This is a genomic window from Nostoc sp. (assembly GCF_036916575.1).
Taxonomy (GTDB): domain Bacteria; phylum Cyanobacteriota; class Cyanobacteriia; order Cyanobacteriales; family Nostocaceae; genus Nostoc.
Genome location: NZ_JBALGC010000054.1, coordinates 80,493 through 105,330, shown reverse-complemented (window position 1 = coordinate 105,330; position 24,838 = coordinate 80,493). Strand labels below are relative to the sequence as shown.

Sequence of the window (24,838 nt, the reverse complement as noted above, 5' to 3'; positions counted from 1 at the left end):
TATATGGTTAATTGGAATGAGTAGACCTGCTGCCAGTGCCGATGTTTTTGTGGCGATCGCAGATCCCACACGCAGGGCGCTACTGGATCTGTTACGTAGTGGTGAGCAACCAGTCAAAGAACTAGCCCAGCCATTTGCCATGAGCTTGCCAGCTATTTCTCAGCACTTACAGATTCTTTGCGAAGCAGGCTTAGTACAAATGCGGAAAGCAGGGCGACAGCGTTTGTATCGGCTAAACCCGGAGCCATTAAAACAGATATCTGAATGGATTGCTCATTACGAGCAATTTTGGCAAGAAAAACTCGATGCTCTTGGCAATTATTTGGAGGAAAATTCATGTCCCGATTGAATATGGAAGTGTTCTATCCCTATCCTCCCCAACGGGTTTGGCAGGTACTCACAAACCGTCAGGCATTAGCCGTATGGTTAATGGAAAACGACTTTGAGCCGTGTTTGGGACACAAATTCCAATTTGTGCATTCGACACTCCCAGGGCTGGAGGGAAACATAGACTGTGAGGTAATTGAACTTGATGAGCCAAGACGGCTTGCGTTCACTTGGCAAGACAGTATGATGTGCCAGCCTTCAATTGTTACCTGGACAATCCAACCCGTAGTTGGGGGTACGAAACTTCTACTTGAACATAAAGGTTTGATTCAAAAAGCCATCAAGCTAAATGAATCAATGCAACTTTCCCAACCGTGGCAAGGCAAATTTATCCATGAATCCAAAGCAGGGATACAGACAATAATACCAAATAATCGCAGCACTGTATTTTCATCAATACCCGTTAGTAGATATGAGGCATTAGATAGTATCGTTTTTAGTTATTTTCTTAATGGTGGATGGAACTACAGTTTACATGAAAAGTTACCGCAAATCTTAGCTACACTCTGCACAAATTAAAATGGGAATTCACATATTGCACGTCAATATCTACATTGAAATTCAAAGCTTGGCAACATTATTATTTTTGGTTAGACGAGTATTAGCCAAGCCAAATTAAATTGAGCTTTTGGAGAATTCAATATGAATAAGCAGACTTTTGTTGACACAGAAGCTGAAACATGGTTTGAGTTTCAGCCTGTTCCGGGTACAAAATTATTGCCATTAGCTGAACCAGTGCCAAAAGGTTCAATTCATAGACTAAAAATGATTGCTGGCACAGTGATTCCAGTTCACTACCATCCTTGTGATGAATATGTTTATGTTTTGAATGGAATTATTGAAACTGCTGGACGTGAATGCAAAGCAGGAACATTTTGGTTTACGCCTGCTCATACCCAGAATGGGCCTCACAAAGCAATTACGTGCGTTGAAATTATTACAATTCGTCTTGGTGAGATGGGAAGATTTGAGGAGTTATAAAAATCCTAATTTATTCAAAAAACAGCCTAACGGGACTTAAACATTTTTGAGGGATAAACAAGCCTCAAACCCATGCAAGGCAAGGGAAATACACCAAGTACTCAAAAATGGCCCAAACCCAGATATATCAATAAACTAAGCAAAACGATGTCAAAATCTATCTGTGTATGGATTTGAGGCTTTTTTCTGGGTGTTTTTTGTCTAAATCCCACTAAGCATTTTATTAAAAACTATGTTTTGAATGAAATTTTTATCTTACTTGGAGATATCAAATATGAATTCTCAAATTCAAATTAGCATCCCAATGATTATTCAACAGTCAGAAAGAGGGGAGCTAGCATTAGACATTTATTCACGCTTACTTGCAGAGCGAATTATCTTTTTGCGAAACGAAGTTACAGATGAGACAGCTAACCTCATCGTTGCACAAATGCTATTTCTTGATGCTGAAGATCCAGAGCGAGATATCACATTATATATTAACAGTCCTGGAGGTTCAGTGACAGCAGGCATGGCTATTTACGATGCCATGAATCAAATTCGTTCAGAAGTATGTACTGTATGCATCGGTATTGCTGCCTCAATGGGATCATTCTTGCTTGCTGCTGGAAATAAGGGCAAAAGATATGCTCTACCAAATGCTCGAATTATGATTCATCAACCATTAGGAGGTGCTCAGGGAAAAGCATCTGATATTGAAATTGCAGCCAAAGAAATTTTGTATTTCCGCCAATTAATTAACAAAATACTCGCTGCTAATACTGGTAAAACGCCAGAGCAGATTGAACTGGACTCTGAACGGGATTTTTTCATGAGTGCCGAAGAAGCAAAAGCCTACGGTTTAATTGACAGTATCATCTTGAAAACATCAGCATCTATTTAATCTGTAAATAACTCTAATATGGATAAGCAGTAATGGAATGGAAACCAAAATGAAAATACTCATCATTGGTGGCACAAATTTTATTGGCCCTCCTGTCGTCTGTCAACTGATTGCAATGGGTCATCAAGTGAGCGTATTTCATCGAGGAAAAACTACAATTAACTTACCACTAGATGTGCATGAAATTTTGGGCGATTGCTTCCATCTTTTTGAGATGAAAAGCAAGTTTAAGCAGCTTTCGCCTCAAGTCGTGGTAGATATGATTGCCTATAACGAACAAGATGCACTAACTCTAACGAACACATTTGAGGGTATTGCCCAGCGTGTTGTTGTGATCAGCAGTATGGATGTGTATCGTGCATACGATGTGCTTTGGCGTAAGGAATCTGATGTTGTGCCTGTACCACTTACAAGTAAGCGCAGCAGTTTGCAGCACCGTGGTTGCTGGACTATGCAATAGAAGATGCGATTTTGTCTAAATTCTGAATCGCTGAAACAGAAAAAATATAGGACTTACGCAAAAACCCTCTCAAACTCTCATTACTCCGTGATCTCTGTGTCCTCTGTGGTTCGTTTTCCGTTACCTGTGCGTAAGTCCTAAAATATTCAAACTACCAAATACCAACATTTTCTCCATAAAAACGCCTCACCGAGTGATGGGGAGGAAGACTGATGGATTTTTGGCACTTTTCTGTATTAGGACTTACGCAAAAAACCTCTCAAACTCTATATTCCTCCGTGTCCTCTGCGTCCTTTGTGGTAGCCTGCGGCAAGCCGCTTTGCATCTACGATTTTCCGTTGCTTGTGCGTAAGTCCTATGTAATTTAGGGTGCGCTTGGCTTTACCTCTATCTATTCACTTCTCCTAATGGAGAGCTGTCAGGGTTAGCTGATGAACTAATGACATATTCAGGGTAGGCTGATATGCCATGCTCGTGTAAATCCAAACCCTCCAATTCGCCTTCTTTCGACACACGCAGTGTCCCGGTCAAATTTACCAAATACATCAACCCCATTGCCACAGCGAATGTAGATACAGTAATAATTAGGTTGCCGATAACTTGTGCGCTTAACACCTGTATCCCCCCACCATAAAACAGACCTCTTAATGGAGCAGAGACATCAGGTGAGATGGGACCAGTCGCGCCGAATTCACCAGTGGCAAACAAGCCCAGCGACCACGTTCCCCAGATACCGCAAAAACCATGTACAGGAACTGCACCGATAGGGTCGTCAATCCGAAGCCATTCCAACAGGTCTATGCCTAGAATGACAACTACGCCAGCCACCGCCCCAATGATGATAGAACCTGTCGGATTCACCCAATAGCAAGGGCAAGTAATCGCAACCAAACCCGCCAAGAACCCGTTGACTGTGAAGCTCAAATCCCACTTTTTTGTTTTCGGATATCCAAAAAACAGTGCCGACAGACCGCCTGCACATGCTGCCAAGGTAGTATTAGCGGCAACCCGTCCAGTCCCCACAAAGTCCATCGCCGAGAGTGTCGAGCCAGGGTTGAAACCGTACCAGCCAAACCACAAAATTAGACCGCCGGAAGCAGCAATTACAAGGTCATGGGGTAACATCGGCCCACCACCGTCGCGCTTGAACCGACGACCCAAACGCGGGCCGAGGGCGATCGCACCCGCTAGGGCAATGAATCCTCCAATGGTGTGAACAACTGTAGAGCCTGCAAAGTCATGGAAGCCAATTCCCAAGAAAGGCAGGAAAGTGTCTTTGCTGCCCATCGTTGCCAGAAAACCGTCTGGCCCCCAAGCCCAGTGTCCGATAATTGGGTAGATGAATCCAGAAACACCGAAGCTGTAGAGAAGATCGCCAATAAACCCTGTCCGCCCAATCATCGCCCCAGAGGTAATCGTCGAGCAAGTGTCTGCAAAGGCGAACTGAAACAGCCAGAATGCCAGAAACGCTACGCCTGTACTTTCATAAGTGGCAGGAGCTCCTTGCAAGAAAAACCAATTCAGTCCAATCAAGCCGTTACCATGACTGAACATGAAGGCAAAGCCCCAGGCATAGAACAATAAACCGCAAAGACAGGTGTCAACGATGCACTCCATCAAGACATTGACGGTTTCACGAGAGCGACAGAAACCTGCTTCCAGCATCGTAAAACCTACCTGCATTGCAAATACTAGGAAGGCAGCTAGCAGCGTCCAGAGGGTATTAATCGGGTTAACGATGTCATTGCCTTTGAGTACTGGATCGGCTGCCAAAGCTGGTGTTTCTATTAAATTGGGGATGAAGGCAAATACTATGAACAGCATCATGATAGCCATTGCCTTGCCCAGCAGTAGTAAGTAACCGTAGCGCCTCCACTCCGGATCACGTAAACGCTGTCCCAATCGTGCCAACTTGTTAACTTGCTGACTTTGCCCAACAGTCGTCGGCATTTTTTTCATTGTGGAGAATTGCTGATGCTTAAAGAGAAAAAAGCCTTTCTTGACTGGGGTAGATCCCGCCTTCACGAAAAAGACAATAAAGCTTGTTACCAAATAGCCAAATATGTTGAGGCAATTTAAGCTCTTTTTTACCAAAGAACTACAAGCCTTAAATAAGATAGTTTTTAGTCTGCTTTTCTTGTTAACCACTAAGTCAAACCTCCATCAAGGTAAGTATTTTTAAACAACCAAAGCTTCAATTACCAGTCAAGCTGTTGAGAAATAATCTAAAGGTCTTATATGTCAAATAAACTTGAGCGTGATTGTCTCAAAACTGACAGCCAATCACACTAGGATAGTTGCAGCGGCATCAACAAAAAAGGAGTTTTTCTGTAAGTATTTAACCATATTTTCCTAATATCAAAATCCTGATATTGCGATAAATCTAAATGTTCATTTACAGGAATGAACTAATAAATTTGACTAATTGTTTATTTCTTTCTGAAAAAAAACTGTATTATATAATACAGTTTTTTTTTCAGGAGGTCACATGAAGTTACTTTCGCCACATCATATATAACAACTGTATTCTTTACAGTATGAGTATTTACCGATATTAAAATAGAAACATTCAGAATGTTATTAATTTTATATACAACAAGTCAATAATTTGTTACTTTTTGGGTTCACAGCCTCATCAATATCGTCACACTTTTGTCATTATTTTGTCATATCATCGTCAATCTGATATGCAACTATGACCCACAAGAGGTTTATTCATTTTTATCAGGTGGGATGACCTGTCTTTCACTTATTTTTTAAGTTCTCCTCATCACCTCACCACGTATTCTAGAGGCTTTATTAATTTATGTGACTTATTGAGCAGTCCTACAACTTTGTACAATGGTTTTTTCTATCACGCGGTTGTGGTTCGTTGTAAAGTTCATAGTATTTTGTAAGAAAAAAATTAAAATAATTTTGTGAACAGAATATTGAAGATTTTGACCTAAAAGTCTGGTCAAAAAGAGTTTTAATAATTAGAAGTTATATCGAATATTAAAAACTAATTTAAATTAACTTTATATGGTTGCATAAATATCTCCGTAGACAGCAAAGAATAACTTAACCAAAAGCTGACTCCAGCATCAATCAAAGCGCAACATTCCCAACTCAAAACGATTGAATCTCAGTCAGAATTGAATGCTTTTAAAAATCAATTAGGCGAGTATTTACCTGAATAGATGAAAGGGTATCTCTTAGTGAAGATACCCAGGTGCTTAAGAAAAATAATGTAACCAAGTTATGAATTTACCACACAATGTCTGTATAGGACTTGGCGCTAGTGTGTCAGGAGTGTGTATTGGCATGGCGATTTTTGCAAGCACTTCATATAATCCGAAAATTTCTTCAATCATCTATAGAACCCATTTGACAAGCTGACTCCAACCGTCCACCCACTGCCACCATCCATCCTGCTAACACATCAGAAGGATAATGGACTCCTAGATACAAACGTGTCCAACCAATTATTAAGACAAACAGGGTTCCGATACTCAGAACAAACCAACGCCAACGGCTGTTCCAACTCAAAATGCTCTTGATTAAATCATCTGCGATCGCAGAACCTTGTCTACCACCACTGCGTAATTAATCCCACGCTGTCACTTCACCCATTGTCTGCATTAACTTATCTAAACGTCCCAGCTTTCCATCCCACGCCAGTAAACTCACTTGAGCTTGTACTGGCTGCAACTCTCGCAAAACAGCGAACTCATTCACCTCAAGAACCACAGCAGTTTGCAGCACCGTGATTGCTGGACTATGCAGTAGAAGATGCGATTTTGTCTAAATTTCGTTGAACTTCATAGTTAGTAATGAATAGCTCTTTTCCTTTAGCTGCACCACTTTGTTTATAGTTATTCATGCCGTACTGTAATTCCCACTCTGAAATATTAGCCCATTGAAAATTTTCTAGAATTTGCGTTGAGTTGTCGTAGGTAATTAGCCAGCGATGATGACATTGTTGCAAAAGTTCAGCAAATCTCTGATGTTCAAAATAAGTGTGTAAATTACCATCTTTACCATATAGCTTTGATTTGGTAGCAATAAAATATGGTGGATCTAAAAATAAAAATACATCTTTACCCTCTGATTTCAATAGATGGCTATAATCTAAATTCGTAATTTTGACGTTCTTTGATAAAATATTTTCTAACTTTTCTAATCGTTCTATTGAAGAATCAGTAAAGCGCTTATCAAAAGCTTCTTGGGAAAAACCGCCTGATTCTACAGTTCCAGAAAAAGTAATTCTGTTAAGGACAAAAAAGCGAACGGCTCTTTGTAAATCAGATAATTTATTGACATCTACACTGTTCAATTCTACAAACAATAATTTACCATCTGTATACTTTACTTTTATATAGCGAATTTCTTTAACTAACTGAGCTATATCAGATTGGGCAAATTTCCAGAATAGAAAGAGTTCGCGGTTTAAATCGTTAATCCAAATTTTGAGATCGGGAAACTTTTGTCTTAAATAAATAAATACAGAACCACCACCCACAAAAGGTTCTCGATATTCTGAAAAGCTCTCTGGCAAGTATTCAACTATTTGATTTATTGCTTTCGACTTACCACCAGGATATCGGAGAGGGCTTTTGATAATCATTTACGGACATATTCATTTTAAAACTGATAGTTGTTTAGTGCTTGTATCAGCTACATTTTCTGGAAAACTATCCCAAGTTCTTCCATCAAGTTCTCTGCCATATTTTTTCTTTTGAACACCTCCCCATTGTTTAAAGAAAAATGGCACATTAGCTTGGATACACTGCTCTCTAATATCTCTTACCCATTCAATGTTCATCGGACGAGCACCTACACCAGATTCTCCACCAACAATAATCCAATGTAGATCATCTAAACACAGCGTTAAAGAACCTAAAAGAGGCTCACAAGATAAAAATCTAGTTTTCGCAGGAATCTCTTTTAAAATTTCACTTCTCCATACCCAAGCTTGAGATTCAATACTTACTCCAGCCCAAACATTAGAAGGCCACTCTTTTATGCAGTTAGCTATTTTAAGCATCCTTTGGGGACGTTTAGTTAATACCTGAAACTGATGGCAACTAGCTTTTTTCATAACATCAAATACATCTTTGATAAATTCTTCTGAAATATCATCAAGGAATAAATCACTCATAGAATTAACAAAAATTAGGCGAGGTTTTTTCCATGAAAGAGGCATTCTTAATCTTTCATTCCAAGTTTTTAAATCAAAACCTTGTTCATAGGGATGACCAGCAACACCTCGCCACCGTTCTGCAAAACGTTCTGCATAACAATTTTGACAACCAGGACTAATTTTATGACAGCCAGTGGTAGGATTCCATGTAGCTTCTGTCCATTCTATTGTTGAAGATACTGACATAAAATTTTACTTTCCAACTAAAACTAGCTTAACTATATTAGTATGTTAGTATTATTGTACTGCTCTGACGTAATTATCCAAAGTTAAATTACCTCTTGCGCCCAATTCTTTAGCTTCTATGATATTTTTTTTATGAAAATCCACTAAAATTTCTCTATACTTAGGTCTACTTAAATAACCTAGTTTGCCAATTTCAAGAATAATAAGACTTATTACGTCTTTCAACATTATCCAATCTTGATTATTTCTTCGTAAGATTTCAATGATTTCAGGTCTAATTATTTCAACTCGCTCATCATTTTCACGATTCCATGATTGAGTCAAAAATTTATGATTTTTTCCACTTTTGTCATCTTCAAAGAAAAGCAACCTATTTTCTTCACAAAAAAATTCGTTTAAAAATTCACCAAAAGCCTTCCTTGGATGGTTGCTACCAACTACAATATTATACTGCGGTCTAGAATCATTGTATGTCTCCTTTATTTCAAAACTAGCCACTCCTTTAAAACTACTTTTTTCTTGAAGCCTAGACTTAAAGTAATCAAGCGCCCACCTTTCAAATTTTTGTTTTTGCTCTTGATCTTGGCATTCTAGCCACTTGGGTTTCCAGTCTAAATCAGAATTATGACCTAATAAGTTAGTTAAATTTTGTGTATATGTTTCGGCAGTTTTCTGATCTTTGGAATTTCTATAGCTTGTTTTATATAAACCTGCATGACGGGCTACTGCGCGGTTATGAAACAGTAAAAATAACTCTCCTTTATATTTACTGACGTAATCGGCAATAGAACATATTTGCTCAAAAGTTACTCCCTTAACTCCAAAGGCATCTAGAAAAAATAACGTTGGGTATTTGTCCAATTCATTCATGATTTGAGTTAACGCTTTATCGAATCTTTGAGGGTCATAAACTTTATAGGACAATCCTTCACCTATTAAATTACAATTACTCTTAAGTTCTTGGTTAAGGTCTTTATCTTCCTCAGTAAAAAACATCTTAAAGTAACACGTTCTTCAAGACCGAATATCTTAGCACATTTAAGAGCTATCAAAGGCGAACCGTCAGTATCCAAAAGTTCAGTGTTATATCTTTGCCAAAACTTCGATTGATCTACAAAGTTTTCAATACCAATACCTTCATCATATTTGCCTGCTCCTGCAAAACCATCAACATAGTTAATATACATAGATTGATAGGATTTGCTGCCGCCCAAATTATAGCAATGAGCCTGTATATATTTCAGCATTATCCTATGTTTGGCTGCTGACCAGGGTCTTTTACGAGCAAAAAATTTATTTAAATCTTCTGGTTGTTGATCAAATAGAGATAATTGTTTTACTGACATTGCTGAACCTTATGAAGTAACAAAATATCTGATGGCTTTGCACTAGGTTAGCAAATACAGGTAACGTTGGTAAAAATTGCAACAACTCTCCAAAAATTACTGTACCAATCTGCTGAATAGTGCGATCGCAAACCTGTTAAAATAAAATTACGTATCCGTAATATACACTCACTAACTGAATTTTGTCTTGAGTGTATATTGCATTTTTGTAAAAATCTGTTACATTACTTTACATACAGTTATAACTGTTACAACATAAAAGCTCGGAGTATTGTTTATGGCAAACGTTAAGAAGACTACGCCTTCGGTTTCCGAAGATCCTAATGCTTTGCGCTGGGGTTTCACTCCTCAGAGCGAAAACTGGAATGGTCGTTTTGCAATGATTGGTTTTTTATCTGTTGTTCTACTTGAAGTGTTTTCTGGCCAAGGGATTTTACACTTCTGGGGCATCCTTTAAATTTAAACGTTTTTACCTTCATTAGATTATGAGGCAAGGCGGGGATTAGTAAAATTGTCTAGCTTGCCTCATAATCTCAAGAATTAAAAAACTTGCCAGCAACTAGCGTGATGAGCGAAATATTACACGACCTGGAGATTCTTCCTGATTAATTCGCGTATATAACCGAAGGCAAGTTAACACTTCGCCAGGAATACCACCACAGTCTAGTTGTAAGTCATCCTTAGATGAAGCACAGATATCTGCATAAAGTCCCGATAATTGGCGAATTCGCACTTCATTACCTGCATTAATTGCCTCATCGGCGACTTTCTTCAGGATGCGTCGTGATTCATGTTGTAGTTTTCCCCACCAAGAATAGCGTTCAGCCGGTGGTACAAATACTAGAGAATGTATCGCTTCGTCCATGTCAATCCAAGCACGGAGAATTGACAGGGGATCAGTGTTTTTCTCTGCTTTTTGGGTGCGTTGGAAGCGATCGCTTAAAGCATCAATATATTGATGGCGCTGTTCTAGTTTGGAGTGTAAAGAGATGACATCGAAGTTAAAAACGCTTTTTAAAGCATGATGTAAATCTGGGTCTATTTCGATAAAATTCATATATAAAAATAGGAATGCCGCTGGTAAATCAGATGCATTACCTTGAGTAACTAGATGATTTGAAAGTGGTTGTTGATACAAGCTCAATCCCTGAGTTTGAACAGTACCACTAAGACCGGGGTAGATAATTTCATCGCGGATAAAGGGAAGTTGATAGAGGTTAGAATGATCTGCGATCGCACCAACTTCTTGAGCCAGATCCAAGGTGCGTTGTCGCCAAGATGCAGCTAAATCCTCTGGGACTCGCAGCAGTTTGCGTTGAATCTCATTCCACAAATCAGAATCTGTTTGACTTTGCAGTTGGGAATTACCCAGATAATAACTAAGTTCTGAGTCAGAATCGAAAGCTTCTCGGAGGTGACTTAGTTTTAACTCATTTGGCGGATCTTCCCAACCAGTATTTTGCTGTGGCGGTGTAGGTTGCAACAGGCTATGAAGTTCTTGCAGCACATCATCGCATACCTTGGCTCCTGGATCTAGTGGAAATTCTGTGCGAGCCTGATTTAAAGTAGCCTCTAATCCATAGAGATTAAACCACAGTAACCGGGCTAACTCCGAGTTATTTATCTCTAATAGCTGACGCAAGTGCTGCATGAATATTGCCTCCAAATATTACCTGTATGTAATGATTTTTTTAAAAACCTCACGCAAAGGTTTTCTTAGTACAGCATTTCATTAATTCGTAGCGAATTAAATTTGGCAAAACTCTGCGCCCCTACCCTACAAGAAAGCGAAGCGCCTATACGTTTAAATACTAAACTTTTGCGTGAGGCTATCATCACTCTAGTTAATGTATGCCGCAAAATGGATCGCGTTCTTTATCAACTTCATTAGGTTGCAGCTCTAATTCAGCAAGATAAACACATCCCTCTTCCTTCAGGCATTCCTGACTTTTTGATGTCCAGTAAGGCACTTCACCAGCGTGCATCCGCAGAATACCTTGATCATCGAGAGTTACACGATATTGGCAAGGATAATCAGTAGTCACATCGGGTTTGCTGAGTGCGCCAATTCGTATCCATTTTTTACTATTGGTTTGGGCGTCTGTTTGATAAACATAGAAAGTGTGTTGGCCAGTTTGCGGGAAGGGAGGTAAGGGATTACTAATTAACCCGGTTCCTGGTTGCGTCACCCCATCGCGCAAATAGTGAAATTTTTGGAACGTTCTACTACCATCATTTCCTACTTCAAATACAAGATGATAGGCATCTGGTTGATCAACAGTTGCTGACTCAATAACATTGACGGCAATATCACCATCATTCAAGTCTTTATTGAAGCGTTCTACAGCCAGATTCCAGTTCAATTTACCACCAGCAAAGAGTGCTGAAGTTTCTGAAACTACCGATTCCAAATCAATGCCAGGAATATCAATTAAATAATGGGGATTTCCCTGACAAAGCAAGACTTTAAATTCAAGGGTTTGGTCAATCTCAAACTGGACTTTGATTTTTTTGAGAAACTCTGCTTCTTGCATCCCCAGTTTTTTCATGAGATTTTTGCCGTCAAAGCTACCCCAAAGTCGTAAATCTCCATCTTCGTAGTCTTGACGATAGATGATATTAGTTAATTGTATTCCTTGCCACGCGGTACGAACTTTGGCGACAGTTTCCCAAGGCGCGAGTTGATAGAGTTCTTGTCCTGGCTTGAATATAGTCAGCAAATCGTTACTTTGAGTTTTGCGTTTGAAGTTGCAGGGCAAATAATAGAACAGGTTTTTGACATCAATTTCTAGCTGGTTGGCTCCCTTACGCAGCAAGCTTTTAGACTCTTCTGGATCGAATCTCAATCTTCGCAGTTTCTCGGCATAGCAAGCCCCGGCGGAAGTAGCTAGTTTGGTAAATTCCAATATAAAGGTAATTCGTTCTGGATTCCAGACAAAATATGGAGATTTACTAAATTCCTGGTAGATTTGGCGCTGCACTATGTCTAAATTACAAGTTTTACCAGACAAAATTAACCAATCAACTTTTTGAGAATTCCAAGAATCTTTGGTGAGATCATCGGGACGCAAACGACTTTCCATTAATCCTTTGGCAATACCGATCGCTTCTTTAATTCCAGAAGCGGCGGCTCGTTCAAATTGCTGGTTATCTAAGGTAACGCAGATTTTATTTGGATCATTGACTTGCAATTTCACGACGCTTTGGGTAAGCAGTTCAGAAATTTGCTGCTCAGAAAGTGTGAAGGTTAATAAAGAATTCTCTATTGGTGGCTTTTGTCCAAGTTTAAGTTTAGCTGCTTCTGCATAATCCCAGAGAATATAAAAGGATTGCAGACGTTGGGGTGCTGGTTGCCAACGGGTGGGCAATACTTTCTCAGCAGTATCTAGGGCATCTTTGTAAGTAACATCGCCTTCTGGATTTTCCTTGTCGAGACATTTCAAAAGACTGCCACTTTTGAATTTTCCTTGTTCTAAAAAGCGCTCATTTAACTCAGAGTTAATTAAATCTTCGAGCTTTTCACTTTCAAGATCACCTGTTGTTACTGCTGTTAATAAAAAGTCGGCGATCGCAACTTTTAATAATCTAAAAATTCGCAGTGTAATTAATTCACCGCCTAATTGTAAATGACCTGATGAACCTAATAGTTTTGGGGTAAGTTTATAGTAACGTCCTCCTAAACCTCGGTCTTCATAATCAGCAAAAGTAGGGGTTTTATCTTCCAAAGTCAGTTCAATTAAAGCTAAGTCGGTTGTTCCTCCGCCAATATCCAAGACGAGAACATTTTGTGACCATTTGTTTCCTGCTTGATGACAACGAGTTTTAAATGACTCAATCCCAATGTTGAGATTACCGCCAAATTCTCGCCATAAAAAGAATATTGCCACGGAAACGGCTTCATCATAAGCAGTTTGTACATCATCGATTCCCAATTGCTCAACCAGTTCTTTAACTTCCTTGCGAACAACTGGTGGGGCAACAGTGGGATAGGTAACAACTGCTGTTAAAAAATTCCCTTCTGAAAATCTGCGTCGGGCGCGTTGGCGATAATCTTCAGTTAACTCAATTAAATGCGCCCAAGCAGATTGGATCAGTTGGTTGGCGGTAATTGTTTCTTCTTCACCATCCAAAATAACTGAAAACGATCGCTCCTGACCAAAATAGCGTTTGGGTGAATGGTGAAACCTGCTGATAATTTCCTTTAAAGAACTGCTTGTACCTTGAGCGATCGCTTTTTTTCTGTTATCTCTAGCTTCCCTACCCATCCGCAGTTTTAAGTCCCCTAACTGCGAAATTTCCGACTCGCTAGGAATTTCTGTGTCGCGGCGATCAATATCCAGCACAACTGAAATCAGATTTTGCGACTCTAGGGTAGGGACGCGAAACACCTGATGATAGATTTGGTAAAGTTTTTTGCTGACAGCACGGCGGAACGTCTCGCTGTTTCCTAAGGAAAGTTCAATTTGGCGAATTGCTTCCAAAAATCGCTCTTTATTATCACTTTCAAATACTTCACTCAATTTTCTTGGTTCTATCTCCAGGTTTTTGCTAATTTCTGCAATAAATTTTTCCCAATCATCATCGCTAACATCTGGTAAAGCTTCTGAGGCGGGAGAACTTAGCCATTGTGATAAGCGATCACGCAACCGCATTTCTTGTTCTTTGGGTAAAATTTCTGCGATCGGCACTTCAATTGGATCGAAAAGTGTGACTGTAGAGTTCGACGTGCCAAAATCTAAGGCAAACCATCCTGGAAATCTTTTTTGTTGTTTCTCGCTTGGTTGTTGATCAGTATAGTTGTTCAATTGGAAAGGGTTCATTATACTATAATTTTCTGTTGTTTGCTTTATAGTTCGCTAAAAACTGTGGTATTATACCATAATATGACAAATTTAGATAATCTTTGTAGTAAAGACTTTTAATCTAAAATCTCAAATTAGTATAAGTTGCTAAAATTATTGCAGCACTATCCCCGCACTACATGAGTCAGTTTTAGTAGCAAAGTAGTTCAAAAAGGCTGCAACTGTTTCATGCAGACTGTTGAGATATCATCTGGAGAATGCCTGATTCTCTTGGCAGTAAGTATGTTCAGGACATTGAGTTGGGTGATGTTTACGAAGCACAGTTCCAGGTTGGCAACCAGGGTTTACTCAGTCCTCAACTCGATTTTTCCAGTCCATTAACATCCGATGGTCGCGTGCGCTACCGACTGAATGCGTTATACCGTCATGAAGATAGTTTGAGAGATAAGGCACAAGACTTTGAGCGGTTTTTTGTTGCGCCTGTTGTGAGTTGGCAGATTAGCGATCGCACCGATCTAACGGTGCAGTTAGAGTATTCCAATGATAAAGGAAACTTTGATGTCGGTCTTCCCGCTTTCGGAACGGGGATTGTCGATGTTCCCTTTGACCGACTAATTAACGAACCTAGCGATCGCACTGATAACAAACTCCTCAATGTGGGCTACAACCTGGCACATCGATTTAGTGACAACTGGCAGATCCGCAACGCCTTTCGCTACACAAACCGGGATCTTCATTTCAATAGAGATTTAACGCAACGAAATACGTTTCCCTACTCATTTGTTATTTCGGCGAACTCATTTGTTATTTCGGCGAACGCATTTGTTACTTCGGCGAACGCATTTGTTACTTCTGCGAACTCATTTGTTATTTCGGCGAACTCATTTGTTACTTCGGCGAACGCATTTGTTACTTCTGCGAACTCATTTGTTACTTCGACGAACGCATTTGTTATTTCGGCAAACGCATTTGTTATTTCGGCAGTTGCATTTGTTACTTCGGCGAACTCATTTGTTATTTCGGCGAACTCATTTGTGATTTCGGCAGTTGCATTTGCTATTTTTGCGTAGGCGTAGCCTGTTGTAGACATCGCTCATACAGCTACCCATAATTACACCAGTTATATAGATTAACGTTGACTTGTGTGCGATCGCTTTTACGTTGGATTTACCTCAACTGTGGGCGGTCATGCTAGGCTAAACCCATTCGCTTAACGTTCTATCTTCTTGCTTTTCATCTCAATGGTGACTCTGCAACTACGACAACTTGACGTTCCTCCTGGGCATCGCGTCATGTTTCATGATATCAGTTGGTCAGAATTTGAATTGATTCTTGATGAACTTGGACAACATCGAGCAGCTCGTTTAGCCTACAGCAACGGAACGTTGGAGATTCGGATGCCGCTACCGGAACATGAAGTTGATAAAGAACTTATTGGCGACATGGTGAAGATTTTGCTAGAGGAGTTAGAGATTGATCGCGAGTGTTTTGGCTCTACAATGTTTAAGCGCGAAGATATGGCTCAGGGAATTGAACCAGATCAGTCTTTTTACATTCAAAACTATGCTCGGATGATTGGGAAGCGACGGATTGATTTAACGGTTGACCCGCCCCCCGATTTAGCAATTGAGGTGGATGTGACTTCTAAGACTCAACTAAATGCCTATAAAGCATTGGGTGTGCCGGAGCTTTGGCGGTTTGAGTCAGGACAATTATACATCAGTGTATTGCGGAATGGACAGTACCTTGACTCACAAACTAGTCCAACGTTCGCAGGGATACCGATTGTAGAAATCTTCTCTGAGTTTGTGCAACAGAGTTTAGTAGAGGGCAGTAGCACCACGTTGAGAGCGTTTCGACGGTGGACAAGAGAATGGTGCGAACGCCCAAACAATTGAGTTGTGTAGTCAAAGAGTAACGGCAAAGCGCGATCGCCTATATTAGATAGTTTCCACCATCAACAACTCCACTTAGGGAATGAAACAGCCCTGCTTTTGCAAGGGGAGGGCTGAGGAGAGGTCAAAACTGCCAGGAAATCGTTCCTTGCACTGTGAACGGCTCACCTGGGTGAACACTCAACCTGCTTGCGGCTGATTCAAAATAGTTCACATTAAACAGATTCTTGAAATTAATTGCTGCCCGAAATTGGTCTCGCTTGTAGAATATAGCAGCATCAGTGCGAAGAGCAATCTTATCTATTTCAGAGGGGCGGTGATCCGCTTGAACCTTACTTGGGAATTGATACAGGTGGTGGCTGTTCTACTAACTCGAAAAGCAACTCTGGGACATGCTTGAAAATTGTATAAAAAATAGCATCATGTCTCACAAACACATCCTCGTAGCCGTACCCGATCGCAATCAGTCATTTTCTAAGTTGGCTTATCTCAAATCATCAGAGTAAGAAACAGCGGCGAGTTCTGAAAGAATCTGCAACCAAGTAGGAATTTCTATCTCAGATGGCAATTCCCCAGCTGCTAAATATCTCAGCAAAGTTTCTTTTTTTGAGAGGTTTTGCAGACTAGGAATAATTTGATCCAAAATGCCTCCTATTTCGGAATTAATTTGCTGATTAACTTCGCTAACATACTGGACAAGATGAAGACTGGCGCTAGCAGTGATTTCATCTCGCAGTCGCAGTACTAAAAGTTGGTGATTGCTCGATCTGGGTAAGCCTTGGCTTTTCTCTGGTGCCCAGTCAAAGATTTGACCAACGTTGTGTTTGTCGTCTTGACGTGCTAGGGGAAAGATGATTTCGGGTGCAACGGTTTTGTCTTTGCTACTGATTTCCGAGAGAATTGCTTCTTTCCATTCGTTAGGATCGCATCCTAGTAATAATTTGTAAAAGAGATCAGCATCTTCAAAACCAAATTTTTCTTCAATTTCTTGTTCCATTTCTGGATGGAAAAATGCCTGCAAGTGTTCGCGTTCTGGGGCTACAAAAATTGACAATTGGTTCAACAAATCTACCACTGCTTGATGGATGCGATCGCGGGCAAAATCTTCTACTTCCTTAACGGTTTTCTCAAATACTGGATAAAAATCATCACTCTTAGTCGGAAGGGAGCTATTTACACGGTTTCCCCGATCAAATAATTTCCCGGCTGCACCTTTAGATTCTGCCAGAGCGATCGCTCCATTGTTGGCTTTGTTGAAGAGTAAAGTCCACTGGTTCCAATTGAGGATTCTAAAGGTGAGTTCGTCTTTCACTACATCGCTGACGACAACACCGCGCCGATCTTTGAGCGGTTCTTTCCCCAAATCTTTTTGAAAATTCCTGTAGATTTTATCCAAGCTTTCGACCAGAAAGCGCAACTCGATAAAAGCGGGACTGTCTCCTGTGGAGATGCCTTGCTCGTGAATTTCATCTATGATGTCTTTCAAGTGATCTTGTTGTTGACTTACCACATCAGCAGCTCTTTTAGTATCTTCATACAGTTGCTTTAGACCATGAGTAGCTACGTGGGTTTGAATTAATTCCCGCAGCTTACTAAGACCCCCATCTTGACTAAAGTAACCCAGTTGTCTGCCCAAATAGCTGCGGGTGTCAGATTCTAACAACCGTTCACTTAATAGCTCCCATTTTTCTTGTAGCCGTTTAGACCGATCTAGGTAATCAGGATAGTCTAAGTTAGCCAAAAACTCTGGTGAGCCTGCTTTGACTGTAGTAGAACGTTTTGCTAATTCAGCCAATCCTAACAGTGGCGACAGTAAAACGATGCGGTCTTTTTGGGTTGTAAAGGCTTGTGCACCGTCAATGGTAGTTTGCAGAACTTTGAGTTTTTGGAAAACCGTTTCTTCCTGCAAATGGCTATTAGCTGGGCTATCTTCAATCAGTTGGTCAAGTTCTCTTTCGCCACCCTCGCTGTCTAAGGGTAGTTGATCGAAGCGACCCACACCTACGAGAATTAAATCTTTCAGGTCTTGTCCCGGTCGCTGCTGCTGCATCATCGTAAAGATTTTATTGGCGCGATCGCTACCCGGAGATTTACCATTTAGCAGTACTAAAATCGTCTGGACTTCTGCCAATTCCCGCAGTGACAAAAAGGTATCTCTAGCCCCGGAATTAGCAGCCCCCAATCCGGGAAAGTCGATAAGAATAAATTTAGCTGCGCCTGCAAAATCCCAAATTTCCCGTGATATTTTTACATCGATATCTACGCGGCGGATCAGTGGGAAGCTGTTTTGCAATAACTTTGTTGGTAGCCTTTGGGGTGGACTCGGTAATCGGATATGCGCTGGAGGTAGATCCTCAAAGTTCAGAGTTTGGATTGCCATTGGCTGTTCGACTAGCTGTAGTCCCTCGTGGGCGGTAGTAGCATCAATCTGGTAGCGGCCACCACACATAACTTCCCCATAAGCTTGATAAGCCCGCAAAAATAATACCAACTCCCGGAGTAAATAACGTAGCTCCAAATTATTACTACTATTCCATGCTTCTTCACACCAGCAAATAATATCTTTGCCAGAGTTGAGTTTTGATACTGGTATAGGAGGAAGCCCTGCTGCTGTTGTCCGTTTATTGGCTTCCCCTAGCATGAAGCGTAGACACTCATGTACTCCTTGATGAGAAAGATACTCTACAGTAAAATTACTTAATTGAGTGGTTGCAAAGTCGTCTTGCGGGATGATATGTATGGCGGTAACATTACCTGTAGTCGGGTTTTCACTGACTGGCAAAGCATCTGCATATCCAATTAGACTACCTAAAAGTAAGGTTTTCCCACTACTGAATTCCCCCATCACACCAATTTTCACAGGCGAAGTTGCAAGGTCTACAGTTTTCTGGGCAGCTGACCGCAGACGAAGCAGACAGTCATCAAGACTAGCTGGAACCCAATCTTCTTGTTTAGAAGGGTACTGGGGCACAGAATCTATCTTTCGGAGGATGAATTCGCCGTACTCCTTAAAACGGCCCAGTTTATCTGGTTCCATAAAGTAGTTTCCGCCTAACATGAATTTCTGTGAGCTTTATAACATATAAAATGGGTAAGCGTAGCTGGTCGTAGACATCGCCAGCCATTGTTACAAGGTAATGTATAAATAAAACTCTTTTATACAGATGATTTGAAGAGAATGTCCGAAAAGTATTAGGTGAATTCAATGAGACTATTGGCGAATTAAAAGAGGCTAAAACCAAATATCTGATAATAATGGCAGAGGAATTATAATCGGGCAGAGGGAATAGTTGCCGTAACCATTCTGGACTTGAAGACTGATACAAAGCTGACAATTAGTGATGATGGTCATCACCAATTGTCAGTGTCAAATATTGCCGTTCTGTTTTTGACTTTGGTAGGCGGTTCAGAGATTTTATGGATTCTCGCGCAGGAAAGTGCCAATCTGATCTAGTTCCTGCTGATTGAGGCGAAATTCTCCAGCACCAATGATTCCTTCCACCTGCTTTGGATTGCGTCCGCCAACGATCGCCCCTGTCAATGCCGGATTATTTAAAGTCCAAGCGATCGCCACCTCACCGGGGGAGCGATCGTGTTGTTGACTAATGTGCTGCAATACTTCCACCAGTTTCAGGTTACGAGATAGACGTGGTTCCTGAAATTCACCATTATTCTTGCGCCAATCATTATCTGGGAAATTAGCAACCCGTTCAAGTGTCATCTTTCCTGTAAGCAAGCCAGATTGCATCGGTGAATAAACAATCACACCTATGTTGTTTTCCTTACAAAAAGGTAGAATCTCCTTTTCGACATCTGGCTTAACTAGTGAATAAGGCGGTTGCAATGAGGTAACTGGTGCAATCTCCTGGATACGTTTCAACTGTTCTACATTGAAGTTTGAAACCCCGATATTGCGAACCTTCCCCTCATCCTTGAGCTTGGCCAAAGTCGTCCAGCCTTCTTCAACTTCTGAGTCAGGGTTGGGCCAGTGAATCTGGTAGAGGTCGATAGTTTCAATATCGAGTCGGCGCAGACTAGCTTCAACCTCCCCCCGCAGAGAATCCGCCTTCAGGCTGTGACCAATTTCACCCTTTTCATCCCAGATCAGTGAGCATTTAGTGAAAATGTAGGGGCGATTAGATCGACCTTTGAGCGCTTTAGCAACAACCTCCTCAGAATGCCCCAGACCATAGACAGCTGCGGTGTCAATCCAATTAACACCGAGGTCGAGAGCGTGATTAATCGCTGCGATCGATTCCTGGTCATCTTGCTCTCCCCAACCAAAAGCCCATTCACCTCCACCAATTGCCCAGGCTCCAAAGCCGATTGGGGTAATGTGAAGTTCCGAATTCCCAAGCTGTTTGGTTTGCATATCCACTTTCTCCAAGAATTTTTGAGTCAATTGCTAGTGTAGGCTGCAAATATTTTCTCAACCGCTATCTGAAGTGTGAATGACTACTGGTGGAAACACAACAGCCAATCACTACTTATGTAGGATTACTAAATCCTGAATGTTGTGTTGACACATACTTCTTATACATTAGATTTGCTCGAAGATAGTAACAGTGTCAGTGTTTATCAAAATAGAGAAGTAATATGTCAGAAGATTTAAAAGGCAAAGTTGCGCTAATTACAGGTGCAAACAAAGGTATCGGGTATGAAATTGCACGCCAATTAGGTTCTAAAGGTGCAACTGTTTTTGTTGGTGCAAGAGATATCGGACGTGGTGAAGAAGCAGCAAATAAACTTCGTTCAAATCAAATCGATGCCCGATCAATTCAGCTTGATGTCATCGACCAAAAAACAATCGAGTCTACGGCTGAAAAAATCGAGAGCGAATTCGGAAAACTTGACATCCTTGTGAACAATGCTGGCATAGTAAGTGATGGCGATCGCCTTCCACCTAGTCAAGTTGATATCGAAACACTGCGACACACTTACGAAACGAATGTATTTGGAGTATTTGCAGTTACAAAAACGCTGTTGCCACTTTTGAAGAAGTCAAAAGCAGGGCGAATAGTGAATTTATCAAGTAGCTTAGGTTCCCTGACTGTAAACTCTGACCCAAATAGTGAGTTCGCTGATTTTAAGTATCTTGCTTATAACTCATCAAAGACAGCAGTGAATGCGATCACAGTTATTTTGGCTGCTGATCTTAAAGATACCGCGATTAAGGTGAATGCTGCTGACCCTGGTTTCACAGCAACTGACATTAATCAACACCAAGGATACCGCACTGTTGAACAGGGAGCCACAGCAGCAGTGAGACTTGCTACTCTACCTGATGATGGTTCTAGTGGAGGATTTTTTGATGAAAATGGCGTGGTTCCCTGGTAGAAAGTAGGGGGCAGGGGAAGCAGGGGAGGCAGGGGAGGAAAGAGGATTATTGTTCAGTAATTCTTCTTTCCCCCTGCTTCTCTTCTTGAACTGCCCAAGAACAGCCTGCCTCAATCAAGAAATTCCTTAACCGAACGGTATTGGGAAGGATGGGGAATTGAGCAGGAGTTAGAAAACTCGGTTCATCCACCTTTGAACTGGATTCATCCACCTTTGATACTCATTAATGAGTCTTTTAGCTTCATTCATCCACCTTTGATACTCATTAATGAGTCTTTTAGCTCCATTCATCCACCTTTGATACTCATTAATGAGTCTTTTAGCTCCATTCATCCACCTTTGATACTCATTAATGAGTCTTTTAGCTCCATTCATCCACCTTAGAACCCCGTTCATCCACCTTGCCCCCTTGTCCCCACTTCTCACTTAATAGGGATTTGAATCAATCCGTCCCCTTTTGACGCTTCTGAGATAGTATCCAGAGGTTGGTCTGTTTCTCAAGTTAAAAGTGTCGCCACTGCGAACTTTCCAAATTTTGTAATTGGAAAAGGTCAAAGGTGTTCGGGGTTCGCATACTTCTGGCATATGATTGCCAAGTACAAAGTACGCCGCACCCCTACCTATAACTTTCACCAAACCGTTTTTATCCACAAGAACCGATGTACTTTCACTAACCGCTATGCCTAAAACACTGCTAAATACACCGTCTTTAATTTGACGGGCAATGAAAGTCATAATTCGACCCATTCTTTCCCGCCTATCGAAATGCGTATCTACGATGGTTCCCTTCAAATTGCTCCAATTGAAAAAGTTGTAAGTGAAAGTGATGTCCCGGTAAGGATCTTCGAGTGCATCCCTAGTTTCAATGCCTTTTTCGGAAGAAGCGCAAGCATCATAGACACAATCACTTTGGATCATCGCACCCGCACTAGTGCCACCAACACCACCTCCCTTTAGGTAAACTGACTTAACGGCAGTTTCAAGCTTGGTATCTTTCCAGTTGCGGATGTATTCACACTGGTCGCCGCCAGCAAAGAAAATCACATCAGCATTTTTGACTTTTTCAACAATCTCAGCTTTGTTTGCCTCTTGCCTATTGCTAATCACAAGAGTTTCCACAAAGTTTACGCCCCTCATGGCATAAATTAGCCGATTGTAATCGTGATTACGATTAGTGCGGATAACTACAACATTAACTTTAGTGGAGGAGTTAGTACCTCCCCTAACTTGGTTAATCATCCACTGGATAGCATCATCGACATCGGGGCCACCCCCACCTAAGCTAAGGACTGGGCCCGCTAAAGAAGAACGGACATCAAAGGAGGGGGAGGGGCGGACATCAACAGTGTCACCCAAGAAGTAGCGTTTCCAGTTTTCGATAAAACGGGTTATTAGGAAGGTTCCCATATTCAACAACTTGATTCCTGTACTTTTCAAGCGCCTTGCTATGCTTGGGAATGCCTTTGTCATACTAAGCTTCTGGAGCAAACTGCAATTATTGCTAGGCTGTTACGCATTTTAATTGCTTATTTATTCGCGATCGCCCTTGATCATTGGTCGTTAGTCACTTGTATTTACATTGGACTTTGGACTAATGACAGTTTTAACGAAAAATCCGCAATTTAGACGCGCACTAGCTTAACTCTGGCACTAGAGAGGGTAGAATTTCCAGCGTACAGGGCTTGTACTGTTTTTTAACGCGATAATAACCCAGAGTAATCATTAATTCTCTGCCCTACTCTGTGAAAATTTTCACATTGCTTGTGTCCTTTATAGCGTGGCGATCACCCTGACCGACAAAGACTCATGATACAAGCCCACGTAGGCTCCCTTACCTTGGCTTCTCTACGAGACGCTACGCGAACGCTCCGCACAAGTCGGCGTCGAAGTGGGCAAGCCGCTCAGTGCATCGCCTAAATTTATTTATGGGAATTATTAATTTTGACTTTTGAATGAGTGACTTTTTACTTCCCCGTACTCCTAGGTCGAAGCAAGCTACGCGCAGCGTCTGGTAGAGAAGTGAGGTGACTACACCCACTCATCCTGAATATCAAGGAGTAGCCTTCATGCGATCGCACTCCTGCACAGTCACTTTCGGAAAGTCGCAAAGCGCACCAGATGAAAGCTGTTCGCACTTCTTTGAATTTTTAACTACACCACTATAGCTGATAGTCTATTGAGTAGTAGCAATAGCAGATTTCAGTTGAAGTTTAATATTTGTACCTTTTTTAAGGGCAACTTCTCCACCAGGGCTAGACAAAACGAAAGCAGTCGCAGCCGCACCACCTGCTAGCCCACCATGCTTGAACTTAGCTTTATCACCAAGAAAATGACCTGCAACTGTACCACCTAAAATAATCCCTGCATTTTGAATGAACTTACCTTTAGTTTTTGTTTCTAATTTGGTGTTTACTAAAGTTGCATCAATCGGATAAGATGAGCCATTTTTAAGCGAAACATCATCAAAAACCAAATGTAAACTTGCTTTGTTTCCTTTAGCCGCTTTGACTACATCTTCCAAATGTCCCTGTATTTGACCATCTTGAAGAACTTTATTTCCTCCGACTAAGGAATTCTTAATTTTTAAGACAAAGCTGTCATTATTTTGGCTTTTAGCCGTAGATATATCTTGTTGAAGAACAGTATCAAAACTTGTTCCAGCAGGTACGGATATTTGTTGATTGTTTGACTGACTAGGTGTCTGTTGAGCGATTGCAGTTTTGTTGTTACTAGAAGTGCTGTCGGTCTGGCTATTAGTTTTATTACAAGCCACAGTGCCACTTAATAAGATAGCACTCAAGAATAATGAAAACAAATTTTTCATGGCTGGGGTGTTGATAAAATCAATAATCAGAATACAATCTTTTAAGCAAGATAAAAATTACAAAGCTGAAACTTAACGTTTAAAGGGTGAATCACCACAGAAGCGACACAGCTGATTACATCTGCCAAGGTAAGCGCATTATGTTAACAAAAGGATTTTAAGGCTTGCTCGGTGGGATCTTAATACAACTGTAGACTTTACAAACATCCTTTAAGCAACAGGACTTACGCACTCAAAACCTGAAACCTCGTTCGCGTAGCGTGCGCGAAGCGCACTCCCCCCTAACCCAATACGCTTGGGTTAAAGCCAAAAACGATTCGTGACAAATTAAGGTTTTTTAAGTTTTGTCAAGAGCCAGTATAAAGAGATTTAAAAAGCTGGGAAACTAGTGGTAGTGCATCATCTCGCCCAAAGCAATGCCAGTCAAAAAACCTTGAAGGGAAAAGCTCCGCCACAATTACATGAGCGTGGTTCACTACCTAGTGCCACACCAGCAGTTTTTGGCTGTGTATGCGGCGTATTTGCCTTATGATCATCATAGAAAAATCTCATTGT

25 protein-coding genes are annotated in these 24,838 nt (G+C 41.0%); 11 read left to right on the top strand and 14 right to left on the bottom strand.

What is annotated here, in order from left to right; translation table 11 throughout:
- Nucleotides 1-16: 16 nt before the first annotated feature.
- The 5 genes from V7L29_RS12795 (at nucleotide 17) to V7L29_RS12775 (ending at nucleotide 2,711) form a co-directional block, all read left to right on the top strand.
- Nucleotides 17-349 (top strand): ArsR/SmtB family transcription factor, encoded by a 333-nt coding sequence (locus V7L29_RS12795; protein ID WP_298918215.1) that lies wholly within the window; start codon nucleotides 17-19, stop codon nucleotides 347-349.
- The gene (locus tag V7L29_RS12790; RefSeq protein ID WP_334735701.1) at nucleotides 337-906 is read left to right on the top strand and encodes an SRPBCC family protein; all 570 of its coding nucleotides are present in this window, start codon (nucleotides 337-339) and stop codon (nucleotides 904-906) included. The genes V7L29_RS12795 and V7L29_RS12790 overlap by 13 nt, the downstream gene beginning before the upstream one ends.
- A 123-nt stretch (nucleotides 907-1,029) precedes the next feature.
- On the top strand, nucleotides 1,030-1,368 hold the full coding sequence (locus V7L29_RS12785) for a cupin domain-containing protein (RefSeq protein WP_334735700.1): 339 nt from the start codon (nucleotides 1,030-1,032) through the stop codon (nucleotides 1,366-1,368).
- A 274-nt stretch (nucleotides 1,369-1,642) separates the two neighbouring features.
- Complete coding sequence (gene clpP, locus V7L29_RS12780) at nucleotides 1,643-2,251, top strand: ATP-dependent Clp endopeptidase proteolytic subunit ClpP (RefSeq protein WP_334735699.1); 609 nt, start codon at nucleotides 1,643-1,645, stop codon at nucleotides 2,249-2,251.
- Between the two features lie 49 nt (nucleotides 2,252-2,300).
- Nucleotides 2,301-2,711, top strand: a complete 411-nt coding sequence (locus V7L29_RS12775) for a hypothetical protein (RefSeq protein ID WP_334735698.1) — start codon at nucleotides 2,301-2,303, stop codon at nucleotides 2,709-2,711.
- Nucleotides 2,712-3,098: 387 nt separating this feature from the next.
- On the opposite strand, the gene V7L29_RS12770 is transcribed toward V7L29_RS12775, so the two are convergent.
- From V7L29_RS12770 to V7L29_RS12740, 7 genes are all read right to left on the bottom strand, one after another.
- Complete coding sequence (locus V7L29_RS12770; RefSeq protein ID WP_334735697.1) at nucleotides 3,099-4,661, bottom strand: ammonium transporter; 1,563 nt, start codon at nucleotides 4,659-4,661, stop codon at nucleotides 3,099-3,101.
- Between the two features lie 1,395 nt (nucleotides 4,662-6,056).
- On the bottom strand, nucleotides 6,057-6,239 hold the full coding sequence (locus V7L29_RS12765; protein WP_334735696.1) for a phosphatase PAP2 family protein: 183 nt from the start codon (nucleotides 6,237-6,239) through the stop codon (nucleotides 6,057-6,059).
- Between the two features lie 57 nt (nucleotides 6,240-6,296).
- The gene (locus V7L29_RS12760) at nucleotides 6,297-6,455 is read right to left on the bottom strand and encodes a hypothetical protein (RefSeq protein ID WP_334689378.1); all 159 of its coding nucleotides are present in this window, start codon (nucleotides 6,453-6,455) and stop codon (nucleotides 6,297-6,299) included.
- A 13-nt stretch (nucleotides 6,456-6,468) separates the two neighbouring features.
- On the bottom strand, nucleotides 6,469-7,314 hold the full coding sequence (locus V7L29_RS12755) for a DNA adenine methylase (RefSeq protein WP_334735712.1): 846 nt from the start codon (nucleotides 7,312-7,314) through the stop codon (nucleotides 6,469-6,471).
- A 15-nt stretch (nucleotides 7,315-7,329) separates the two neighbouring features.
- Entirely contained in the window at nucleotides 7,330-8,079 is a 750-nt protein-coding gene (locus V7L29_RS12750; protein WP_334735695.1) for a DUF5131 family protein, read from the bottom strand.
- Nucleotides 8,080-8,130: 51 nt separating this feature from the next.
- The gene (locus V7L29_RS12745; RefSeq protein ID WP_334735694.1) at nucleotides 8,131-9,075 is read right to left on the bottom strand and encodes a hypothetical protein; all 945 of its coding nucleotides are present in this window, start codon (nucleotides 9,073-9,075) and stop codon (nucleotides 8,131-8,133) included.
- Nucleotides 9,015-9,425 carry a hypothetical protein gene (locus V7L29_RS12740; RefSeq protein WP_334735693.1) on the bottom strand — a complete coding sequence of 137 codons (411 nt, stop codon included), beginning with the start codon at nucleotides 9,423-9,425 and terminating at the stop codon, nucleotides 9,015-9,017. The genes V7L29_RS12745 and V7L29_RS12740 overlap by 61 nt, the downstream gene beginning before the upstream one ends.
- A 277-nt stretch (nucleotides 9,426-9,702) precedes the next feature.
- Between V7L29_RS12740 and V7L29_RS12735 the strand changes: the two genes are divergently transcribed.
- A complete protein-coding gene (locus V7L29_RS12735; RefSeq protein ID WP_334692790.1) occupies nucleotides 9,703-9,882 on the top strand; it encodes a high light inducible protein in 180 nt (59 codons plus the stop codon).
- A 102-nt stretch (nucleotides 9,883-9,984) separates the two neighbouring features.
- Here V7L29_RS12735 and V7L29_RS12730 read toward each other — a convergent pair whose 3' ends face one another.
- Both V7L29_RS12730 and V7L29_RS12725 read right to left on the bottom strand, forming a co-directional pair.
- Complete coding sequence (locus V7L29_RS12730; RefSeq protein ID WP_334735692.1) at nucleotides 9,985-11,076, bottom strand: hypothetical protein; 1,092 nt, start codon at nucleotides 11,074-11,076, stop codon at nucleotides 9,985-9,987.
- A 193-nt stretch (nucleotides 11,077-11,269) separates the two neighbouring features.
- On the bottom strand, nucleotides 11,270-14,245 hold the full coding sequence (locus tag V7L29_RS12725; RefSeq protein ID WP_334735691.1) for a molecular chaperone: 2,976 nt from the start codon (nucleotides 14,243-14,245) through the stop codon (nucleotides 11,270-11,272).
- A 239-nt stretch (nucleotides 14,246-14,484) separates the two neighbouring features.
- Between V7L29_RS12725 and V7L29_RS12720 the strand changes: the two genes are divergently transcribed.
- Nucleotides 14,485-15,297, top strand: a complete 813-nt coding sequence (locus tag V7L29_RS12720; protein WP_334735690.1) for a hypothetical protein — start codon at nucleotides 14,485-14,487, stop codon at nucleotides 15,295-15,297.
- Between the two features lie 171 nt (nucleotides 15,298-15,468).
- Nucleotides 15,469-16,125, top strand: a complete 657-nt coding sequence (locus V7L29_RS12715) for a Uma2 family endonuclease (RefSeq protein WP_334735689.1) — start codon at nucleotides 15,469-15,471, stop codon at nucleotides 16,123-16,125.
- Nucleotides 16,126-16,606: 481 nt separating this feature from the next.
- On the opposite strand, the gene V7L29_RS12710 is transcribed toward V7L29_RS12715, so the two are convergent.
- Complete coding sequence (locus V7L29_RS12710; protein ID WP_334693979.1) at nucleotides 16,607-19,159, bottom strand: proteasome protein; 2,553 nt, start codon at nucleotides 19,157-19,159, stop codon at nucleotides 16,607-16,609.
- 378 nt (nucleotides 19,160-19,537) lie between these two features.
- A complete protein-coding gene (locus V7L29_RS12705; protein ID WP_334735688.1) occupies nucleotides 19,538-20,494 on the bottom strand; it encodes an aldo/keto reductase in 957 nt (318 codons plus the stop codon).
- Nucleotides 20,495-20,718: 224 nt separating this feature from the next.
- On the opposite strand from V7L29_RS12705, the gene V7L29_RS12700 reads away from it, so the two are divergent.
- Nucleotides 20,719-21,459 (top strand): SDR family oxidoreductase, encoded by a 741-nt coding sequence (locus tag V7L29_RS12700; RefSeq protein ID WP_334735687.1) that lies wholly within the window; start codon nucleotides 20,719-20,721, stop codon nucleotides 21,457-21,459.
- A 46-nt stretch (nucleotides 21,460-21,505) separates the two neighbouring features.
- Here V7L29_RS12700 and V7L29_RS12695 read toward each other — a convergent pair whose 3' ends face one another.
- Both V7L29_RS12695 and V7L29_RS12690 read right to left on the bottom strand, forming a co-directional pair.
- Nucleotides 21,506-21,670, bottom strand: coding sequence for a hypothetical protein (locus tag V7L29_RS12695; RefSeq protein ID WP_334693982.1), 165 nt, complete (start codon nucleotides 21,668-21,670; stop codon nucleotides 21,506-21,508).
- 215 nt (nucleotides 21,671-21,885) lie between these two features.
- Nucleotides 21,886-22,929, bottom strand: a complete 1,044-nt coding sequence (locus tag V7L29_RS12690; protein WP_334693983.1) for a cyanophycinase — start codon at nucleotides 22,927-22,929, stop codon at nucleotides 21,886-21,888.
- A gap of 554 nt (nucleotides 22,930-23,483) precedes the next feature.
- On the opposite strand from V7L29_RS12690, the gene V7L29_RS12685 reads away from it, so the two are divergent.
- Nucleotides 23,484-23,624, top strand: a complete 141-nt coding sequence (locus tag V7L29_RS12685) for a hypothetical protein (RefSeq protein ID WP_334693984.1) — start codon at nucleotides 23,484-23,486, stop codon at nucleotides 23,622-23,624.
- Between the two features lie 8 nt (nucleotides 23,625-23,632).
- On the opposite strand, the gene V7L29_RS12680 is transcribed toward V7L29_RS12685, so the two are convergent.
- On the bottom strand, nucleotides 23,633-24,283 hold the full coding sequence (locus tag V7L29_RS12680; RefSeq protein ID WP_334735686.1) for a hypothetical protein: 651 nt from the start codon (nucleotides 24,281-24,283) through the stop codon (nucleotides 23,633-23,635).
- 388 nt (nucleotides 24,284-24,671) lie between these two features.
- Here V7L29_RS12680 and V7L29_RS12675 point away from each other — a divergent pair, with 388 nt between their 5' ends.
- On the top strand, nucleotides 24,672-24,815 hold the full coding sequence (locus V7L29_RS12675) for a hypothetical protein (RefSeq protein ID WP_334735685.1): 144 nt from the start codon (nucleotides 24,672-24,674) through the stop codon (nucleotides 24,813-24,815).
- Nucleotides 24,816-24,838: the final 23 nt, after the last annotated feature.

Excerpts from the sequence above, each read along its gene's own strand:
- V7L29_RS12795 (WP_298918215.1), top strand. The coding sequence starts at position 17 with ATGAGTAGACCTGCTGCCAGTGCCGATGTTTTTGTGGCGATCGCAGAT.
- V7L29_RS12790 (WP_334735701.1), top strand. The coding sequence starts at position 337 with ATGTCCCGATTGAATATGGAAGTGTTCTATCCCTATCCTCCCCAACGG.
- V7L29_RS12785 (WP_334735700.1), top strand. The coding sequence starts at position 1,030 with ATGAATAAGCAGACTTTTGTTGACACAGAAGCTGAAACATGGTTTGAG.
- clpP (WP_334735699.1), top strand. The coding sequence starts at position 1,643 with ATGAATTCTCAAATTCAAATTAGCATCCCAATGATTATTCAACAGTCA.
- V7L29_RS12775 (WP_334735698.1), top strand. The coding sequence starts at position 2,301 with ATGAAAATACTCATCATTGGTGGCACAAATTTTATTGGCCCTCCTGTC.
- V7L29_RS12770 (WP_334735697.1), bottom strand. The coding sequence starts at position 4,661 with ATGCCGACGACTGTTGGGCAAAGTCAGCAAGTTAACAAGTTGGCACGA.
- V7L29_RS12750 (WP_334735695.1), bottom strand. The coding sequence starts at position 8,079 with ATGTCAGTATCTTCAACAATAGAATGGACAGAAGCTACATGGAATCCT.
- V7L29_RS12745 (WP_334735694.1), bottom strand. The coding sequence starts at position 9,075 with ATGTTTTTTACTGAGGAAGATAAAGACCTTAACCAAGAACTTAAGAGT.
- V7L29_RS12740 (WP_334735693.1), bottom strand. The coding sequence starts at position 9,425 with ATGTCAGTAAAACAATTATCTCTATTTGATCAACAACCAGAAGATTTA.
- V7L29_RS12735 (WP_334692790.1), top strand. The coding sequence starts at position 9,703 with ATGGCAAACGTTAAGAAGACTACGCCTTCGGTTTCCGAAGATCCTAAT.
- V7L29_RS12730 (WP_334735692.1), bottom strand. The coding sequence starts at position 11,076 with ATGCAGCACTTGCGTCAGCTATTAGAGATAAATAACTCGGAGTTAGCC.
- V7L29_RS12725 (WP_334735691.1), bottom strand. The coding sequence starts at position 14,245 with ATGAACCCTTTCCAATTGAACAACTATACTGATCAACAACCAAGCGAG.
- V7L29_RS12720 (WP_334735690.1), top strand. The coding sequence starts at position 14,485 with ATGCCTGATTCTCTTGGCAGTAAGTATGTTCAGGACATTGAGTTGGGT.
- V7L29_RS12715 (WP_334735689.1), top strand. The coding sequence starts at position 15,469 with ATGGTGACTCTGCAACTACGACAACTTGACGTTCCTCCTGGGCATCGC.
- V7L29_RS12710 (WP_334693979.1), bottom strand. The coding sequence starts at position 19,159 with ATGGAACCAGATAAACTGGGCCGTTTTAAGGAGTACGGCGAATTCATC.
- V7L29_RS12705 (WP_334735688.1), bottom strand. The coding sequence starts at position 20,494 with ATGCAAACCAAACAGCTTGGGAATTCGGAACTTCACATTACCCCAATC.
- V7L29_RS12700 (WP_334735687.1), top strand. The coding sequence starts at position 20,719 with ATGTCAGAAGATTTAAAAGGCAAAGTTGCGCTAATTACAGGTGCAAAC.
- V7L29_RS12690 (WP_334693983.1), bottom strand. The coding sequence starts at position 22,929 with ATGACAAAGGCATTCCCAAGCATAGCAAGGCGCTTGAAAAGTACAGGA.
- V7L29_RS12680 (WP_334735686.1), bottom strand. The coding sequence starts at position 24,283 with ATGAAAAATTTGTTTTCATTATTCTTGAGTGCTATCTTATTAAGTGGC.